Source organism: Campylobacter concisus (assembly GCF_001298465.1).
Lineage (GTDB): Bacteria > Campylobacterota > Campylobacteria > Campylobacterales > Campylobacteraceae > Campylobacter_A > Campylobacter_A concisus.
Genome location: NZ_CP012541.1, coordinates 1382323 through 1401259, shown reverse-complemented (window position 1 = coordinate 1401259; position 18937 = coordinate 1382323). Strand labels below are relative to the sequence as shown.

Here is an 18937-nt window from a genome sequence, read left to right as displayed (position 1 = left end):
AAGCACCTTATTAGCCAAAATTTTGTAAAATCCACTCATTAAAAAAGGATAAAAAATGAGTGAAAATTCTAGCTTTACACACCTGCATTTACACACCGAATACTCCCTACTTGACGGAGCAAACAAGATAAAAGAGCTAGCTCATGTGCTTCATGATAGAGGTGACACAGCAGCGGCAATTACTGATCACGGCAATATGTTTGGAGCGATAGATTTTTACAAGGCGATGAAAAAAGAGGGGATAAAACCGCTAATTGGCATCGAAGCTTACGTGCATAACGGCGAGCAGCTTGATGATAAGAGCACCAAACAGCGCTTTCACCTTATACTAATCGCTAAAAACGAGACTGGCTATAAAAATTTAATGTATCTTAGCTCCATGAGCTACATCGAGGGCTTTTACTACTATCCTCGTATAAATAAGAAAATCTTAAAAGAGCACAGCGAGGGCTTGGTTTGTAGCTCTGCTTGCTTGCAGGGCGAGGTGAGTTGGCATCTAAATTTAAGCGATCGTAACGTCAAATTTGGCGCAAAGGGCTATGAGAGAGCAAAAGAGGTCGCACTTGAATATAAAGAAATTTTTGGAGATGACTTTTATCTTGAGATCATGCGTCACGGCATCGGCGATCAAAAACGCATTGATGATGATATTTTACGCATCGCCAAAGAGACTGGCATAAAAGTTATAGCTACAAATGACACTCACTACACTTTTAAAGAGCGAGCTGACGCACATGAGGTTTTTATGTGTATCGCGATGAACAAAACTTTAGATGATCCAAACCGACTTCGCCACAGCGTTCATGAGTTTTTCGTAAAAAGCAAAGAGCAGATGAGTGAGCTATTTTTAGATATCCCTGAAGTGATAGAAAATACCCAAGAGATCGTGGATAAGTGCAACCTTGAGATCAAGCTTGGCAACCCAACTCCGCCAAATTTTAAATTTACACTTGAGTATGCTAAAGAGAGAAATTTAACACTTCCAGAGCCTGAAAATAGATATAGCTTTAAAAATGATGCTGTATTTTTTGAATATGAATGCAGAAAGGGACTTGATGAGAGGCTAAAATTTGTCCCTGAAAATTTACATGACGAATACAAAAAGCGCCTTGAGATAGAGATTGGCATAATTAATAAAATGAATTTCCCAGGCTATATGATGATCGTTTGGGACTTCATAAATGAGGCTAAAAGTAGAGGCGTGCCAGTTGGTCCAGGACGTGGTTCTGCGGCTGGTAGCTTGGTCGCTTACTCGCTAAAGATCACTGACCTTGATCCTATCCCATACAACCTACTTTTTGAGAGGTTTCTAAACCCAGAACGTGTTAGCATGCCAGATATCGACGTGGACTTTTGTCAAAGTAGGCGTGGTGAGATAATTGACTATGTTACGCAAAAATATGGAAAATTTAACGTTGCTGGCGTTATTACATTTGGTAAATTGCTCGCAAAAGGTGTTATTAGAGATGTTGCTAGGGTTTGTGATATGCCTTACGCCGAAGCCGATGCGATGGCAAAGCTAATACCTGATGAACTTGGTATTACGCTAAAAGATGCTTATGAAAAAGAGCCAAAGATAGCTGAGTTAATAAGTCAAAATTCAAAGGCAGCTAAAATTTGGAAATTTGCACTTGACCTTGAGGGACTAAACAGAAACGCTGGCCAGCACGCAGCAGGTGTTGTTATTTCAAATGAGGAGCTGTGGAACAAAACTCCGCTATTTCGTCAGCCAAACAGCCCAGAAGATCGCTATGTTACGCAGTATAGTCTTAAATATCTTGAGGATGTGGATTTAATTAAATTCGACTTTCTTGGACTAAAAACACTAACGGTTATCGATAATGCCATAAAGCTAGTAAAACAACGAACTAGCAAGGATATTATTTGGGAGCAGATCGATAAAAACGATTCTAATGTTTATAAAATGATACAAAGCGGCCAAGCGATAGGAATTTTCCAAATCGAGGGCGAAGGCATGAGAAAGCTAGGAACTAGCTTGCGTCCAGACTGCTTTGAGGATATCGTCGCGATGCTAGCACTCTACCGCCCAGGACCGATGGAAAGTGGCATGCTTGATGACTTTGTCAAAAGAAAACATGGTGAGGCGGAGATAACCTACTCATTTAAAGAGCTTGAGCCAATCCTTGCGCCAACATACGGCGTAATCGTTTATCAAGAGCAAGTTATGCAAATCGTTCAAGCCATAGGTGGCTTTAGTCTTGGCGGGGCGGATCTTGTGCGCCGTGCGATGGGTAAAAAGATTAAAGAAGAGATGGACAGGCTAAAGGGAGAGTTTGTAAAAGGTGCTGAGGCAAAAGGGTTAAATGGACAAAAAGCAGACGATCTTTTCGAGCTAATTGTAAAATTTGCAGGATATGGCTTTAATAAATCTCACTCCGCAGCTTACGCCTACGTCACATTTCAAACGGCTTATCTTAAGGCTTATTACCCGGCTGAATTTATGGCAGCACTTCTTACGAGCGAAGAGAGCAACGTCGATAAGATCGTTCGCTATATCGATGAGATAAAACGCATAAATATAGATACTTTGCCACCATCTATCAATAAATCAACTAAAGAATTTAGCGTCGTTAAAAATGGCGATCATGACGGCATTATCTTTGGGCTTGGTGCGATTAAAGGTGTTGGTGGAGCGGCTATTGAAAACATTATCACTGAGCGTGAAGCAAATGGCGAATTTAAGAGTATGGACGACTTTGTCTCAAGGATCGATCCATTTAAAGTAAATAAGAAGGTCTTTGAAAGCCTCATAAAAGCTGGATGTTTTGATGAGTTTGGCTTTAGTCGTAAGATGCTTATGCAAAATGTAGAAAATATCATAGAAGCTTGCAAAAGTGCTGCTCAGATCCGTAAAAATGCAGTTGAGAGCTTGTTTGGCGAAGATGAGAGCATGAATGATGTGAAGATAAATTTTGTCACGATAAATGATGAATTTGACATCAAACAAATTTTAAAATTTGAGCAAGAGAGCGTTGGTATCTACCTCTCAGGCCACCCGCTTGATGATTATAAAGACGAGATCAACAAGATAAAATACACTCTAAGCTCAGAATTTGAGAGCTTGCCACAAAGCGCTGAAATTTTAGTCGTTGGTAAGATCGAGGACTTTAGCACAAGGATAACCAAAAGTGGCAAGAAAATGGGCACTATAAACGTGCTTGATTTTCACGGAAATATCGAGATCGCAGTCTTTGAAAGAGAGCTTGGTAATATCGAAGATATAGTAAAAGATGAAGCAAAACGTGACCTGCCTTATGCTTTTAGGATAAATATCACAAAAGATGATCAATTTGTAAGGACAAATTTAAACGAGGTTTATAGCCTAGAAGATGCGCAAAATTTAGACTTTAAGACAAGAAAGCTAAAACAAAACTCTAAATTTTCTAAAAATGAAGAATCTAGCACGCCTCAAAAAGCAAGAGAATATGCTGAGCTAGAGGTGCTTTTATGCCTTAGTGAGCTTAGCAAAGATAAGATAACTAGCCTTTATAATCTTGGCTATAACGAACATATAAAAAGTGGCACAAACAATGATAAACGTCTTGTTATTAAGATAAAAAATGAAAGTACGGCTCAAATTTTTGTCTATAAGACAAAATTTGTTGTAAATGACAGCTTTAAAGAAAAAGCACTTCAAGCAATAGCTTGCTAATGCCTGGAGAAGCGATGTTTTTAGATAAGCTTGGCGTAGATAAAAGTAACTGGAGCGAGCTTTTTAGCGCATGTGTTGGCAAAGCGACATTACTTCAAAAACGTGCATTTAAGCTACTTGTTGAAGGTAGCAACTGGCAGGTTGATTTTGATAGTGGCAAAATTTACTTTGATGGGCGTGAGTTTGACATGCAGTTTATTGGCTCTGAAAGCTTCTCGTCAAATACGTGGCTTTGGGGTTATGAAAATATAAATGGCTTTGATGAGCGGTTGCTCGAGCTTGCAAATAAAGCACGTGAGTTTGGCGAAAAATTTGGGCTTAGCGCATTTGGTATGCCACAATTTGAGCTAGATGAAAATTTTAATGGTCACACGATTAGTATGATTCTTTGCACCGCTTTTGATGAACAAAATTATTATAGGATAGAGTACGAGGGCGGAGCTGCGTATGTGGCTTTTAGATCAGATGTGGTCTTTGAAGAGCCAGTGCTAGCAAATGAGCTTTTGAGCGTAGTAAATGAGTGTTTAAGCACTTACGAACTAGATCACAAAATCTTTGTCAAAGGACTTTTGCTAAGCTGTGATATGAAATTTAGCGAAAGTCCTAATGAAATCGTATCGAATAAATACGAGCTTAGCTTTAAATTTGACGAGCTAAATAGGCTCATAAATATTTCAAGTAAGCTTTAAAATTTAATACCCTTTACCACATCAGCACCAAGTGCTAGCTTCATATGAAGAGAAAACATCTCATGGTAAAAGTCGCCATTGTGTCCTGGTATGTCATATGTTTGCGTAAGATCAAACGGCACAATAACTCTTGCTTTTTTATTGTATTCATTGGCTCGTAGTTTAAGATAGCTAACACACTGATAAACGCACATATCAGTGCAATCTCCAGTGACTATAAAGGTGTCTAGTTCTGGATGCTCTTCTAAAAATTTCTCAAATTCTTGATTAAATGCAATGCTTAAAGAGTTTTTATAAAATGCTTTGATCTCTTTAAAAAAGCTTAGATTTTCTATCTCTTTTACGGTTTTTATCTCATTTGTATCAAGTATGGCATGTGGTGGAAAATTCTCAAATTCTTTTGAATCACTAGTGTGTCTATCTTCTATAAGGATAAAATTTCTAAAGCCAAAATCTTTCCACGCTCTATCAAAAAGTGTCGCGATCCCTTTTGATAAGGCGGCTACTCTTTGACTAGCGAGCGCGCCACTGCCAGCAAATGCTTCTATCATATCGATGCAAATAAATGCAACGTTTTTTGCTCCATCGTTTGAAATTTCTCTCAAATCAAGCGTTTGAAGAGATTTTTTAAAAGCCTCAAGTTCGTTTTGTATGTTCATTCTTTCTCCTTTATTGGTAAATTTATGCAAAATGTTTTTGGATTTAGTGTGATCTCGATACTGCCTTTGTGAGCCTCTATGATCTGCAAGCAAAGGTGTAGTCCAAGGCCGTTTCCTTTTAGCTTGCTACTTTTAAATGGCTCAAAGACTATGGCTTTGTCTTTGATAGGCTCGCCACTATCGTAAATGATAAATTTATGCTCACTTGGTGTTTTTTCATAGCTTAAAATGATCTCTCCCTCATCATCATCACTCTCTTCGATGGCATCAATGGCGTTAAATAAAATATTTTGAAAGACAATGGCTAGTAGATCAAGGTCGCCCATATATTTGCCATCTGGAAATTCTAGGCTAAATTTAATATCCTTTGAATAGTCGTAAAAATTTATAGCCTCTTCACACTCTTTTTTAAGCTGTGAAAAGTCAAAAATTTGTGCATTTATGTTAAGGCCCTTTGTGAAAAGCAGAGTGGCTTTGATTATGCGTTCGACTCGCCATGTAGCTTTTTGTATTTGATTTACGATAGGCTTTGTGCGTTCATCAGCTCTTTTAAGTAGAGTTGAAGCTAAAAGCGAGATAGAGCCTACTGGATTTCTGATCTCGTGGGCTAGGTGAGCTGCTACTTGGCCCATAGAGGCAAGACGCTCGGTGCGTTTTTCTACTGTTATGTTTGTTGCAGAGATTATTAGTTTATTGTCTTTAGAGCTTGTTTTAAAAAGATAAATTTGCCCATTTACATTTATCTCACCCTCTTTTTTTGGTATCTCTTTAAAAATTTTACCAAGTCTTACTGCTTCTGAGTTTTGTAAAAAGATCTCATCATTTTCATCTAACACCCAGATAGCATTTGGCAGAATTTCCACAATATCTTTAATGAAATTTTGCAAGTTTGCATAAGATGATGTTAAATTTTTATATTCGTTTTCTATCAGATAAGTCTGCTCTATCAGACTTTTTAAGCCAGCTTGGATATCGTGTTCGTTCATTTTAAAAGTTCCTCAAAATCGCTAATTTCATAAAGCCTTAGCCTTTCATCCTTTAAATTTCTTAGCTCGCTACTAAATCCACTCTTTGAAAAAAGAGCGATAATATCTGGCCTGATATTTAGTTTTTCGCATTTTTTTAATAGTAAATTTAGCACGTTTTTACAAACCTTTCTCTCTTTGTATTTTGCCTCGCCGACTATGATCTTACCGCCTATATTTAAGAGCATATCAAGCTCTATATTCCTGCTCCAAAAGCTACTTAAAAATATGCCATTAATCAGAAATTTTTTTGCCATTAGCTCACCGCATAAAATTTCAAATCCAAGGCTTGCATATTCGTCAAATTCCTTTTTTATAATGGCTAAAATTTCATCATTTTTACCAGCTTTTAGCAAGCTTAAATTTGGCTCTATAAATCTAAACCAAAACCTTGAGAAATGGCTATTAAAATGTATTTTATCCTCAATTTTATAGCCCCTTTCTTCTTTTTTTAGCATTTGGTTTTTTGACCTTTTTGGAAGTACTTCTCTGCTTTTTTCTAGCAATAAAAAATTCTTTTCAAAAAGCTTTGCATAGACTTTGCTAGCTAGGCTTTGAGGTAAAATTTTATTTACATTGAATTTTTTTCTATCGCTTCGTGCGAGTTTTATGAGGGCAGATTTTATAGCATCGTTTGTATCGGGTTTGAAGTAAAATTTTGGCATCAAGGCTAAGAAGTTGTTTAAAATTTCAGCCTCGATTGCTTCAAAAACATCATAATATGAGTGCTTTAAATCAAACTCATCAAAGACGAGATGAAATTTAATAAGTTCATTTATGTCAAGGTGTTTCATTCGCTCAAATGTTGATTTTAAAGCTTTTATATCGGCTCCTTTATTTGGGCATTGTAGTATATTTTAGCTAAATTAATCTATAATGCTACGCAAAAAACAAGGGTTGTGATTTGGTAAATTTAGAGCATATTAGAGAAAATATAATTTTAAAAAATGGCATTTATTATTTTGACTTTACAGCTTCAGGACTAGCTTATAAACCTATCGAAGATGAGATGGCAAAAATACTCCAAACATACGCAAATACGCATTCTATCAGCTCATCAAACGCCTACAAAACTGCTCAAACTTATGAAGATTCAAGACGTGAATTAAAAAGCTTACTAGGACTTGATGAGAGCTTTTATCTTTTTACTTGTGGCAATGGAGCTACCGGTGCGATAAAGAAATTTCAAGAAATTTTAGGAATTTATGCACCACCAGCACTCAAAAAAAGATATGCATTAAAGCCAGATGAAAATTCTCCGCTCGTAGTACTTGGCCCTTATGAGCACCATTCAAATGAGATAAGCTTTAGACAGGCACTTTGTGAGGTTGAGCGTATCAGGCTTGATAAAAATGGAGGGATCGACTTTAATCATTTGGAGCAAATTTTAAGGATAAATGTCGGTCGTGAGATCATCGCAACTTTTAGTGTGGCTTCAAATGTGACTGGGGTTTTGAGCGATTACAGAAAAATTTACACTCTTATAAAATCTTATGGTGGCGTTGTAGCATTTGATGCTGCAAGTTTTAGCGCATATGGAAATATTGATTGTGACTATTTTGATGCTCTTTTTTTATCGCCACATAAATTGCTTGGTGGAGTTGGAAGTTGTGGGCTTCTTGCTATAAAAAAGATACTTGCAAACTCAGATGAGCCGACATTTGCTGGTGGTGGAACGGTAAGTTATGTTAACAAAAACTATGCTATATTTGTAAAAGATAGTGAACAGCTAGAAGAGGCTGGTACGCCGCCTATTTTAGGACTTATAAGGGCAAATTTGGCTTATAGGCTGAGAAATGAGATAGGATTTGGGACAATATATGAAAACGAGAGCGAGCTTGGAGAGTATTTTGAGAAAAGACTAGCAGAAATTCCTGAGCTTACTTGCTATCATCCAAATAATGCAAAGCGTTTGCCGATATTTGCTTTTAATGTGGCCGGTGTTTCGCCTTATGAGCTAGCCAAAGTTTTAAGCAAAGAGTACGGCATTCAAACGCGTGCAGGATGTTCTTGTGCTGGGCCATATGGACATGATTTGCTTCATTTAAAAGAAGATGCACTATTTACCCATAAGCCAGGCTGGGTAAGGGCTGGACTCCACTATACGCATACACTACAAGACGTGGATTATTTAGTAGATGCATTAAAAAATAGCATTAAAAAGTATTCAAGTAGTTGGAAGGTCGATGATCCTTTTAGTGTTGATAAAATTTCAGGTTGTATGGGAGATAGATGAAAAATATATTAATCATTGCAGGAAGTGACAGCGTTGGCGGTGCTGGCGTGCAGGCTGATATAAAGACATGTGAGGCTTTTTCTTGCTATGCAGCGACGGCTATCACGGCTTTTACGGCACAAAATACAAATGGCGTTAGCAATATCTTTGCTACAAATGTTACAAATCTAAATGAACAAATCAAAATGGTAGACGAAGAGCTAAACATAGATGCCATAAAGGTTGGTATGCTTTTTAATAAAGAGCTTATATCTTGCGTTGGTGCTTGGCTTGAAAAATTTCATAAGCAAGGCATTAAAATAGTAATAGACCCAGTTTGCGTAGCAAAATCAGGCTCAAAGCTGTTAGAAGATGACGCGATAGCAAGCTTAAAAGAGCTTTTTAAATTTGCAGACATTATTACGCCAAATATCGATGAAGCCAAAGTTTTGGAGCTTGATAGCAAAAATTTACCTTGCGATATGATCTTAAAGCGAAGCATGGTTGCAGAAATTTGTGAAGATACTCTTTTTAAAAAAAATGGTGACATACTTAAAATTAAAGAGCCACTAATAAAACCAGAAATCATGCACGGGGCTGGATGTAGCTTTGCAAGTGCGCTGGCCTGCTTGCTGGCAAATGGACACACAAAAGAAGAGGCCATAAAACTAGCCAAAAAATACATTTTAAATGCTATTAAAAATGCAATTACGACAAAATTTGGCAAACGTCTACTAAATCATAAAGTTGGCATAAGTGATTGAAATTTATGCGATTAGCGACGATGTGTTGATGCCTGAAAATTTAGCCTTGCAATATACTAAAGAAATTTTAGAGTGTGGGGTGAAATTTTTTCAATTTCGCTCTAAAAAAATACCTAAAAATGATAGACTGGCTAGTGAAATTTTAAATCTATGTGAGAAATTTGGAGCCAGATTTATCGTAAATGATGATATTTTGTTTGCTGCTCATATAGGTGCAAAGTCTGTGCATTTGGGAAAAGATGATGCGAGCATAAAAGAAGCGTTTGAAATCTTAGGGGATGATGCTTACGTGGGAGTTAGCTGCTATGATAGCTTGGAGCTTGCCCTTAGGGCAAAACAAAATGGTGCTAGCTATGCGGCTTTTGGAGCGATGTTTAAAAGCCCAACAAAACCAAATGCGCCACTTTGCAAGGCCCAAACCATATCACAAGCAAAAGAAATGGGAATGAATGTATGTGTTATAGGAGGCATAAATGCTAGCAATATTGCAAGTGTTGCTAAGGCAAAGCCAGACATGATCGCCTTAATATCCGCTATCTATAAAGATGGCACGATAAAGAAAAATATAGAAAATTTACAAAGAAATTTATTGTTTTAAAAGATGCTTATTTTGCAAGCTTTTTTATGAAAATTTAATTATAATCCCTGCTTTAAAAAAAAGGAAAACATTGCTAAATATCGATGAAGTAAGAAAAAATATCATTTTAAAAGAGGGCCTTTACTATTTTGACTACACGGCTTCAGGTCTTGCTTATAAGCCCATTGAAGATGAAATTTTAAAATTTTTAAAAACCTACGCAAATACTCACTCAGATAGTAGTTCAAGTGCGGTGCTAACGCAAAAATGCTATGAAAATGCAAGGGCTGAGTTAAAAAGCTTATTAGGTCTTGATGATAGTTTTTATCTTATTGCGACTGGTCAAGGGGCAACGGCTGCGATAAAGAAATTTCAGGAAATAATGGGAATTTATATCTCACCAGCTACAAGGGCTTTGATCGGTGAAGCAAATTTAAGAAAATTAAACTTGCCATTAGCGATCATTGGACCTTATGAGCATCACTCTGTTGAAGTTAGCTTAAGAGAAGGGCTTTGTGATATAAAACGTATAGAGCTTGATGAAAATAATGAGATAGACTATGCGATGCTTGAGAATACATTAAAGCAAAATGCAAAAAGAAAGATAATAGCTAGCTTTAGTGCCGCCTCAAACGTTACTGGCGTTAAAACTAATTATAAAAAAATTTACTCGCTGATTAAAAAATATAATGGCATTTTGGCACTTGATGCAGCCACTCTTAGTGCTTATGAAAATGTTGATTGCAGATATTTTGACGCACTGTTTCTCTCACCTCACAAACTACTTGGAGGAGTTGGGAGTTGTGGGCTTTTGGCTATCAAAAAAGAGCTTTGTAAAAATTTGCCTACATTTGCAGCTGGAGGCACAGTCAAGTATGTAAGCAGGACATCACATATTTTTACTAATGAAGTTGAAAATTTAGAAGAGGGCGGTACACCGCCGATAATGCAACTAATGCGTGCAAATTTAGCCTATAAATTAAGAAATGAGATCGGACTTAATAATATAAAAGTGGCTGAATGTGAGCTAGGCGAGATGTTTTGTAAAGAACTAGAAAAGATAGATGAGGTGATAAATTATTGTCCTGAAAATTTAGACAGATTGCCTATTTTTGCATTTAATGTAAAAGGCATTTCGCCTTATGATTTTGCTGCTAGTTTAAGTAGCGAATTTGGCATCCAAACACGTGCAGGCTGTGATTGCGCTGGGCCGTATGGACATGATTTGCTTAATTTAAAAGATAATACAATTTTTGAAGCAAAACCTGGCTGGGTACGTGTTAGCATTCACTACACGCATACAAAAGAGGATATAAAATATCTTATAAATGCCATAAAATCTTGCATCAAAAAGCACAAAGAAGGATAGAGCAAAAACTATATGCTTGATACTTGCGGGAAAAATTTTAGAAGTGAATTTTTATAAAGCTATAAGTTCTATCAAATCTAAAAGTTAACAAATTTTGTAAAATTCCAAAAAGCACCATAAATGTAACAAAGCTACTTCCGCCATAACTAAAAAATGGTAGTGGCACACCTACAACTGGTGCAAAACCGATAGTCATCGAGACATTTACGCCGACGTAAACGAAGATTAGCGCAGCAATCCCCGTGGTGGTAACTTGTGTAAAGTAGTCGTTTTTTAGACCGTAATTTAAACTTAAAAGATGTGTTATAAGTGCCCCATAAAGCCCAAGCAGAAATAATCCACCATAAAAGCCAAAACGCTCAATATTGTAGGCAAAGATGAAGTCACTAGTGGCGATTGGCAAAAATTTAAAGTGCGTCTGAGTTGCCTCATCTTTTGGCTTGCCTTTGAGTCCACCGCTACCTATGGCGATGATACTTTGTTTGACGTGATAGCTTGGCTCTTCAGCGATAAAGTCGTGGATCCTTTTCTTTTGATAGTCATGTAAATTTTCATACAAAACCGGCGCCAAAAAGCCTATCGCAAGGATGATGGTGATCCAAATTTTTTTATTTACACCGATAACAAAAAGGATGGTGTAGCCAACTATCAAAAGTATGAGTGCAGTGCCAAGATCAGGCTCTTTCATAATGAGCGCAAATGGCAAAAGTATGTAAAAACTAAGCTTTAAAAAATCTTTTAGTCCGTATCCATTAGTCTCTGGAGGACGCTGTTTAATGAGATAGGCTAGCATCAGTAAAAAGGCTGGCTTCATCAGTTCTGATGGCTGAAGTGTGAAGTGAACGAAAGGAATTTCTAGCCAGCGTTTGGCTCCTAGCTTGCTAACGCCAAAGAGATCGACGCTTAAAAGCAGCACGATGCAGACCCAGTAAAACATCGGAATAATCCAGTCTATACGCCTAATGGGCAACAAAAATGCGACACAAAATGAGACAAATCCTATGCCAAAATATACAAGCTGTTTGTTTGCCAAAATGTCGTTTGCTTCGGAGACTAGGATGTATGAGATGGCTATGATTGGGATGATTAAAAACGGCTGAATAAAATCAAAATGTGTTAAAATACGCCGATCTAGTTTTATCAAGAAGCAAACCTTAATTTTTGGGCTAGATTATATCACAAACAAGGCTTTGATTTTGATTAAATTTAATGTTTTAAATAGCTCAAGACTCGACGTTGCAGTGGCCAAAGAGCTTCAAATTTCACGTAATCAAGCTTTAAATTTGATAAAAGACTCCCTTGTAAGCGTAAATTTAAAACCAGTCTCAAAACCAAGCTTTTTGTTAAATGAAAATGATAAAATTTGCGTAAATTTTGCCCCAAAAAAAGAGGTACAAAACGAGTACGAAGTAAATTTCGATATCCCGATTATATATGAAGACGACGATCTCATGGTGCTAAACAAGCCCCCGCAAATCGTCGTCCACCAAGCCCCAAGCGTCAAAGAGGCGACGTTAGTTGAGTGGCTAAATAAAAAAGGATTTATGCTTTCAAATTTAAACGGCGACGTAAGAGCTGGCATCGTCCACCGCCTAGACAAGGGCACGAGCGGCGCTATCGTCGTCGCTAAAAATAACTTCGCTCACGCAAAACTAAGCGAGCAGCTAAGCGATAAGAGCATGGGGCGAATTTATCTAGCGCTCACCGACTTGCCCCTAAAAGAGGATGTCATCATTGATAAGCCAATTGGCAGAAACCCAAACAATCATCTAAAAAAAGCGATCGTCGCTGACGCTAAATTTGCAAAAAGTGCCTTTGTAAATTTACTAAGCGAAAATGGCATAAATTTAATAGCAGCAAAACTTTTTACAGGCAGGACTCATCAGATAAGAGTGCATCTTGCTAGCATAAACCGCCATATTTTAGGCGATGATTTATACGGATTTAAGAGCCAAGGCGATAAAATAAGCAGAGTTATGCTTCACGCTTATATGCTTTATTTTATCCATCCGCGAACTGGCAAAAGGGTGGAATTTATTGCAAAAACGTATGATGACTTTAACCAAATAATTTACAAAAAAATTCCCAAGGAGATTTTTGATGAAAAAATTTGCCCTACGCATATTGACACCATTTTTAGCAGCTTTCTTAGCGGGATGCGGCTCTAGCGTACCGACTCAGCAAAGCATGTCGCTACCTACGATTACAAGTTTAAAAACTATTTCAGACATGACAGAAGTTGGTTTTGAATGGAACCCAGTAACCGATGAAAGCGTTGTTGGATACTATCTCTACCGCTCAAATCCAAATGATGCCAACTCAAAAATGCAGCTAGTTGCGGACATAAAAGACCGCTTTGCAACGCACTATGTAGACCGCAACTTAGTACCGGAGACCACATACTCATACCAGATGAGAACCTACTCAAGCAACGCCATCTCTCAACCAGGCACAATCGCAACTGCGACTACTAAGCCACTACTTGACTCTGTACCATTTGCGCAAGCTATCACAGGGCTTCCAGGTCGCGTAAAAGTGATCTGGAGACCACATCCTGATAGCACAGTAGCTAGCTACATCATCCAAAGAAGCGATGCAGGACGTAATAAATTTAGCCAAATAGCAGAGATAAATGGTAGGCTAAATGCAGAGTATATTGATACTGACGTAAAAGCTGGAAGTTCTTATGAGTATAGAATTTTAGTAAAAACATCTTCAGGCGTTGTCTCAAAACCAAGTCAAAATATCAGTGCAACAACAAAGGAGTTACCCTAAATCAGTAACGAATCTTCAGGCAACAAAGAATGCACCAAAAAAGATAATCCTAACGTGGGATTATATGCCGGCTGAGGATTTTTCGTACTATAAAGTTTATAGAACGACAAGTAAATTTTTACCTTATACGTATCTAGCAAAAACTACTAGCAATACCTATGAAGATCTCATAAATACAAATGCGGCAACAAGGTATTATAGAGTTACAGCTGTTGATAAAGACGGCCTTGAGAGCTTAAAACAAGAAGAGCCAATCGTAGGGATAACACTTGGCGCACCAAAGACTCCAAATATTAGCGCTAACTACGATGGTAACGGCGTAAATGTAAACTGGAATGCAGTTGATAGAGCTAGTTCGTACACTGTTTATAGAAGTGGTGCAAGTGAGAAAATTTTTAGTGGCATAGATGGTACTGGACTTAGAGATGATAGCGTGCAAAAAGGAGCTAGCTATTCTTACAGCGTCGTAGCTATCGATGAGTACGGCATCGCTTCTGATAAGTCATCAAAAGCAGAAGTTAGCATAAAATAATGCCAAATTTTATAACTTCATCTTTAAAAGATATCTCATTTCCTTTTGGAAATGACAAGGTCAAATTTCTTTGGCAGGCAAATGGACGAAACGAGAAGCTCATCTATACAAAAAATGAAGAAGAGGGTTTTTTTCTAGTCGTAAAAGATGGTAAAAACGGTATAGTCGTAAAGGGTGAAAAGCTTACAAAGCCAGCTAAAGTGGGCCTTTTGCAAGAAGCGTTGGAGCTTTTTAAAGAGCAAAGTTGCAACGGTATCATCAGCCAAGCATTTGCCGTAAAAAAGACAAATTTAACCAAAAAAGTGAGCGAAATTTTAAGCCTTGAAGAGTTTGCGCCAGCCTTTAGCGAGCTAAAAGATAAATTTAAAGAGATATTTATCGAGATAGGCTTTGGCTCTGGCAGGCACTTGCTCTATCAAGCCAAAAACAATCCAAAAGCCCTAGTTATCGGCATAGAAGTCTATAAACCAAGCATCGAGCAAGTAGCAAAGCTAGCCAAGGCAAATGGCCTAGAAAACGTGCGTCTTATAAACACTGACGCAAGGCTCTTACTCTCGCTTGTAGGATCAAATTTGGTTGATAGAGTCTTTTTGCATTTTCCGGTGCCTTGGGATAAGGCCGAGCATAGACGCGTGGTCTCAACGGCGTTTGCACTTGAGTGCGAGAGGATATTAAAAGTGGGCGGTAAATTTGAGCTAAGGAGTGATAGCAAGGAGTATTGCGACTTTAGTTTGAGTAAATTTTTAGAGCCTGCAAACTCAAAAATCGAAGCTTTTAAAAATAGAAATTTAGAAGTAACTAGCAAGTATGAAGACCGCTGGAGACGCCAAGATAAGGATATTTATGATGTCATTTATACTTGTGAGGTCAAAAGCGACGAGAGCCTTTTGGCTGGGGATTTTAGCTTTAAAGAAAAGACAAGCGTAAAAAATATCATTAAAAATTTTAAAAATTTTATCATCAAAAAAGAAGATTATTTTTTACATTTTGAAGAAATTTATATCATAAATGAAGATGAAATTTTACTAAAAGTTGCTTTTGGAGCATTTAATAAACCTGAGCAATGTTTTATCAAAATAAGCGATGAAAAAAGCGAATATTTTATAAGAAAACCGATCTTAATTCGTGAGAATTTAGCTGCACACGAGCTTTTGAAGGAGTATTTGGCTGATGCAAGAGATAATTAGTGCAAGGAATTTGAGCCTAGCTTATGAACGCGATGAAATCGTAATTAATAGCGTCAATTTAGATATTTATGCAAATGATTTTGTCTTTATTACAGGCAAGAGCGGAAGTGGAAAAAGCACGCTTTTAAAATCATTTTATGGAGAAATTTCACCTCTTGCTGGAGAGCTAAATGTCTGCATGACACAAATGGACGACATCGATGATAAAAGACTTTGTGAGCTTAGGCAGCGAGTTGGCATTATATTTCAAAATTATCGCTTGATAAATGAATGGAATGTGGAAAGAAACGTCATGTTGCCCCTCATCATCAAAGGCATCAATCAAAATGTGAGCAAAAAGCAAGTGGCTAAACTTTTAAAACATGTAAATATGCTTCACAAGGCAGATAAATACCCTCGTGAGCTAAGCGGTGGCGAGCAGCAAAGAGTGGCGATGGCAAGGGCTCTAGCGCACAATCCAAATTTGCTTTTATGCGACGAGCCAACTGGAAATTTAGACGAATACTCAAGCGATGTCATCTGGTCACTTTTAAAATCAGCTAGGGAATTTTTAGGCACGAGCGTAGTGGTTGTTACGCACCATATCCCATCGACACTTCGTATCCCATACCGTCACTTCGTTATAGAAAATGGAGGCGTGCATGAGATCGCTTAAAAACCATCTTGGATTCATCTTGCCGCTAATCGCGCTTTTGTTTTCCGTACAGTTTAGTCTAACTGCTGATAAGGTTGTAAGAGATTATGAAAGGCTCATGGGAAATGACTACAATATCGTCATAGTTTCAAGCAAAGAGTTAAGCGAGCCCGTTCTAAAGCCGATTGTGAGTAATCTAGCTAGCCTCGAGCCACTAAGTCCGCAAAAGATCATCGACCGCCTCTCAAATGACATCTCTGCTAAAAATTTGTCCATACTGCAAAATGCACTACCTAAATTTTACTCACTAAAACTTAGCGAATTTCCGACACCGCAGTACATGGATGAGCTAAAGCAAAAGCTTTTAAAATTTGATGGGATCACAAAGGTCGAGACATTTTCAAAGACACACGATAAGGTCTTTAAAATGCTAAATTTAGCCAAAAGTATATCGTATGCTTTTATGGCGATACTTTGTGTAATAGGGCTTATGCTTATGCTAAAGCAGGCTAAAATTTGGCTATTTGAGCATAGAGAGCGTATTGAGATTATGACGCTTTTTGGAGCACCATTTTGGCTAAAATCAGCCATGCTTTACAAATCAGCCATGGTTGATAGCCTAGTCGCTACCGTTGCCGTCAGTGCATTTTTCTTTTTCTTGCCTAGTATTGAAATTTTTAGAGAAAATGCCGCAAGTATTGATGTGGTATTGCCTAGTCTTGATCCTTCAAGGGATATTTTTATTTTATTTGGCGTGGCTATGTTTTTAAGTATTTTTGCTGTTAGTTTAGTGATGAGTAAGGCTAGAAAAAGCACGATATGAGAAAAGGAATTTTTATATTTTTGCTAGCTTTTAGTATAGTTTTTGCGTCAAATACTAAAGAGAAGATCAAAGACTCCAAAAATTCTCTAAGATCAAGTCAGGCGATGAGTGAACAGCTCAGTAAAAAGCTTGATGACTTAGCCGGTGATATCGTAAGTGGCGAGAAAAAACTTCGAGGTATAAGTGGTGATATCACAAATTTAAAAGGTCAAATTTCAGTTCTTGAGACAAATGCTTCAAAAGCACTTATTGAGCTTGATGATCTAACTAAGCAAAACAAAGAGCTAGAACGCACTCAAAAGGAGCTTGAGCAAAACATGATAAGGATCATCGCAGAAGATTTGTCTTTTGATCTTTTGATGTCTGCAACTGAGGGCAAGCAAAGCGAGGAGAGCATCATCTCGTCTCAAATTTTAACCAAGCTAAATGCCATCACAAAAGAGGATTTTAAAAGGCTTAGCCAGAACTATGAAGATACGATTGAGAAGATAAAAAATAAATCAAACAAAATAAGCGAGATAAACTCAAGCATCAAAAACTATAGACGCAAGCAAAGTGACTTGCAAAATTTAGAAAGTACGCAAAAAAATACTATAAACGGACTAAAGCGTGATAAAGAAATTTACAGCAAAAAGCTAGCCAAGCTTCAAGCCCAGCAAGATGAGCTAAGAAAGACGCTAGAGCAGCTTGCTATCATGCAAAAACAAGAAGATGAAGCCGCACGTGCTGCTAGAGAAAAACAAGAAAAAGTAGCCAGTAAGGGTGGCAAAAAAGGCGAAAAAAGCCAGCCAATGAGTGGAGGCTATCAAACAAGCTCGGTCAAAAAATATTCAGGTGTAAAGACAATTGCTCCTCTTGATAGCTACACTGTAAAGCAAAAATTTGGAAACTACGTAGATCCAATATATAACATCAAAATTTTTAACGAGTCAGTCACGCTTCGCTCAACCACACCAGATGCCAAGGTCAAAAGCGTGCTAAATGGTAAAGTAGTCTTTGCAAAAGTAACTCCGATGCTTGAAAATGTAGTCATTATAGAAAACGAAAATGGCATCCATACGATCTACGCTCACCTAAGCCAGATCGCACCGACTGTAAAAGTCGGCTCAGTCGTGCAAAAAGGCTACGTTATAGGCCGAGTTAGAAACGATCTAACCTTTGAAGTGACGCAAAGAAACTACCACATCGATCCACTTGAAATGATCTCAAAATAGCTAATTTGTAAGCGTTATTAGCTAAATTTAAAGCCTTTTTGGCTAGAATGCGTGAATTTCAAGGAGCATGACAATGAGTAAAAGAAAACGCGTATTGGTTAAATTTTCAGGCGAAGCTTTAGCGGGAGAAAATGGTTTTGGCATAGATACGGCGGTGCTTAAATTTATAGCAAATGAGATAAAAGAGCTTGTCGAAAATGGTATCGAGGTTGGCATCGTGATAGGTGGTGGCAACATTATACGTGGTGTGAGTGCTGCAAAAGATGGCATCATCAAACGAACAAGTGGTGATCACATGGGCATGCTAGCAACTGTTATAAATTCGATCGCGATGCGTGAAGCTTTAGAACGAAGTGGGCTAGAGGTAAGAGTGCAAAGTGCAATCAAAATGGAAGCGATCTGTGAGACCTTCATCGTGGGACGTGCGCAGCGCCATTTAGAAAAAGGCAGAGTTGTTATATTTGCTGCAGGTACTGGCAATCCTTTCTTTACAACTGATACAGCAGCAACTTTAAGAGCTATTGAGATCGGCTCAGATATGATCATAAAAGCTACAAAGGTTGATGGCGTTTATGATAAAGACCCGAAAAAATTCAAAGATGCAAAACTTTTAAAATCACTAAACTATGAAAAGGCAATGAGCGATGATATCAAGGTTATGGACGATACTGCCATAGCTTTAGCAAAAGATAACTCACTGCCTATTTTGGTTTGTAATATGTTTAAGGCTGGAAATTTATTAAAAATAATAAATGAAGAAGAAGCGGCCCTATACTCAGTAGTAAAATAAATTTTAAAAAG

At 37.6% G+C, this 18937-nt stretch carries 18 protein-coding genes; 14 read left to right on the top strand and 4 right to left on the bottom strand.

Annotation, left to right across the window (positions count from 1 at the left end; translation table 11 throughout):
* Window positions 1–55 precede the first annotated feature (55 nt).
* Window positions 56–3673: a DNA polymerase III subunit alpha gene (gene dnaE, locus CCON33237_RS07120; protein ID WP_054196998.1), complete on the top strand. Its 3618-nt coding sequence runs from the start codon at window positions 56–58 to the stop codon at window positions 3671–3673.
* A gap of 14 nt (window positions 3674–3687) precedes the next feature.
* The gene (locus CCON33237_RS07115; RefSeq protein WP_169748883.1) at window positions 3688–4362 is read left to right on the top strand and encodes a DUF6882 domain-containing protein; all 675 of its coding nucleotides are present in this window, start codon (window positions 3688–3690) and stop codon (window positions 4360–4362) included.
* On the opposite strand, the gene CCON33237_RS07110 is transcribed toward CCON33237_RS07115, so the two are convergent.
* The 3 genes from CCON33237_RS07110 to CCON33237_RS07100 are packed head-to-tail and all read right to left on the bottom strand — an operon-like array spanning window position 4359 to window position 6840.
* Entirely contained in the window at window positions 4359–5021 is a 663-nt protein-coding gene (locus CCON33237_RS07110; protein WP_054196997.1) for a cysteine hydrolase family protein, read from the bottom strand. The genes CCON33237_RS07115 and CCON33237_RS07110 overlap by 4 nt on opposite strands.
* The gene (locus CCON33237_RS07105) at window positions 5018–6007 is read right to left on the bottom strand and encodes a sensor histidine kinase (protein ID WP_054196996.1); all 990 of its coding nucleotides are present in this window, start codon (window positions 6005–6007) and stop codon (window positions 5018–5020) included. Before CCON33237_RS07105 ends, CCON33237_RS07110 begins: the two co-directional genes overlap by 4 nt.
* A complete protein-coding gene (locus tag CCON33237_RS07100; protein ID WP_054196995.1) occupies window positions 6004–6840 on the bottom strand; it encodes a DUF234 domain-containing protein in 837 nt (278 codons plus the stop codon). Before CCON33237_RS07100 ends, CCON33237_RS07105 begins: the two co-directional genes overlap by 4 nt.
* A 110-nt stretch (window positions 6841–6950) precedes the next feature.
* Here CCON33237_RS07100 and CCON33237_RS07095 point away from each other — a divergent pair, with 110 nt between their 5' ends.
* From CCON33237_RS07095 to CCON33237_RS07080, 4 genes are all read left to right on the top strand, one after another.
* Window positions 6951–8282 carry an aminotransferase class V-fold PLP-dependent enzyme gene (locus CCON33237_RS07095; protein WP_054196994.1) on the top strand — a complete coding sequence of 444 codons (1332 nt, stop codon included), beginning with the start codon at window positions 6951–6953 and terminating at the stop codon, window positions 8280–8282.
* A complete protein-coding gene (locus CCON33237_RS07090; protein WP_054196993.1) occupies window positions 8279–9025 on the top strand; it encodes a hydroxymethylpyrimidine/phosphomethylpyrimidine kinase in 747 nt (248 codons plus the stop codon). Before CCON33237_RS07095 ends, CCON33237_RS07090 begins: the two co-directional genes overlap by 4 nt.
* On the top strand, window positions 9018–9623 hold the full coding sequence (gene thiE, locus CCON33237_RS07085) for a thiamine phosphate synthase (protein WP_054196992.1): 606 nt from the start codon (window positions 9018–9020) through the stop codon (window positions 9621–9623). Before CCON33237_RS07090 ends, thiE begins: the two co-directional genes overlap by 8 nt.
* Before the next feature lie 70 nt (window positions 9624–9693).
* Window positions 9694–10971: an aminotransferase class V-fold PLP-dependent enzyme gene (locus CCON33237_RS07080; protein WP_054196991.1), complete on the top strand. Its 1278-nt coding sequence runs from the start codon at window positions 9694–9696 to the stop codon at window positions 10969–10971.
* Window positions 10972–11008: 37 nt separating this feature from the next.
* On the opposite strand, the gene CCON33237_RS07075 is transcribed toward CCON33237_RS07080, so the two are convergent.
* Window positions 11009–12115 carry an FtsW/RodA/SpoVE family cell cycle protein gene (locus tag CCON33237_RS07075; RefSeq protein WP_054196990.1) on the bottom strand — a complete coding sequence of 369 codons (1107 nt, stop codon included), beginning with the start codon at window positions 12113–12115 and terminating at the stop codon, window positions 11009–11011.
* 52 nt (window positions 12116–12167) lie between these two features.
* Between CCON33237_RS07075 and CCON33237_RS07070 the strand changes: the two genes are divergently transcribed.
* The 8 genes from CCON33237_RS07070 to pyrH all read left to right on the top strand — a co-directional run bounded on the left by CCON33237_RS07070 (window position 12168) and on the right by pyrH (window position 18926).
* Complete coding sequence (locus tag CCON33237_RS07070) at window positions 12168–13139, top strand: RluA family pseudouridine synthase (protein WP_054196989.1); 972 nt, start codon at window positions 12168–12170, stop codon at window positions 13137–13139.
* Window positions 13072–13746, top strand: coding sequence for a fibronectin type III domain-containing protein (locus CCON33237_RS07065; RefSeq protein WP_169748882.1), 675 nt, complete (start codon window positions 13072–13074; stop codon window positions 13744–13746). The genes CCON33237_RS07070 and CCON33237_RS07065 overlap by 68 nt, the downstream gene beginning before the upstream one ends.
* A gap of 64 nt (window positions 13747–13810) precedes the next feature.
* On the top strand, window positions 13811–14278 hold the full coding sequence (locus tag CCON33237_RS07060; protein WP_054196988.1) for a fibronectin type III domain-containing protein: 468 nt from the start codon (window positions 13811–13813) through the stop codon (window positions 14276–14278).
* Window positions 14278–15465: a tRNA (guanosine(46)-N7)-methyltransferase TrmB gene (trmB, locus tag CCON33237_RS07055; protein ID WP_054196987.1), complete on the top strand. Its 1188-nt coding sequence runs from the start codon at window positions 14278–14280 to the stop codon at window positions 15463–15465. The genes CCON33237_RS07060 and trmB overlap by 1 nt, the downstream gene beginning before the upstream one ends.
* The gene (locus tag CCON33237_RS07050; protein WP_021091805.1) at window positions 15449–16120 is read left to right on the top strand and encodes a cell division ATP-binding protein FtsE; all 672 of its coding nucleotides are present in this window, start codon (window positions 15449–15451) and stop codon (window positions 16118–16120) included. The genes trmB and CCON33237_RS07050 overlap by 17 nt, the downstream gene beginning before the upstream one ends.
* Window positions 16107–16922 (top strand): FtsX-like permease family protein, encoded by an 816-nt coding sequence (locus CCON33237_RS07045; protein WP_054196986.1) that lies wholly within the window; start codon window positions 16107–16109, stop codon window positions 16920–16922. The genes CCON33237_RS07050 and CCON33237_RS07045 overlap by 14 nt, the downstream gene beginning before the upstream one ends.
* On the top strand, window positions 16919–18136 hold the full coding sequence (locus CCON33237_RS07040; RefSeq protein WP_054196985.1) for a murein hydrolase activator EnvC family protein: 1218 nt from the start codon (window positions 16919–16921) through the stop codon (window positions 18134–18136). Before CCON33237_RS07045 ends, CCON33237_RS07040 begins: the two co-directional genes overlap by 4 nt.
* 73 nt (window positions 18137–18209) lie before the next feature.
* Window positions 18210–18926 (top strand): UMP kinase, encoded by a 717-nt coding sequence (gene pyrH, locus CCON33237_RS07035; protein WP_054196984.1) that lies wholly within the window; start codon window positions 18210–18212, stop codon window positions 18924–18926.
* The last annotated feature ends 11 nt before the right edge of the window (window positions 18927–18937 follow it).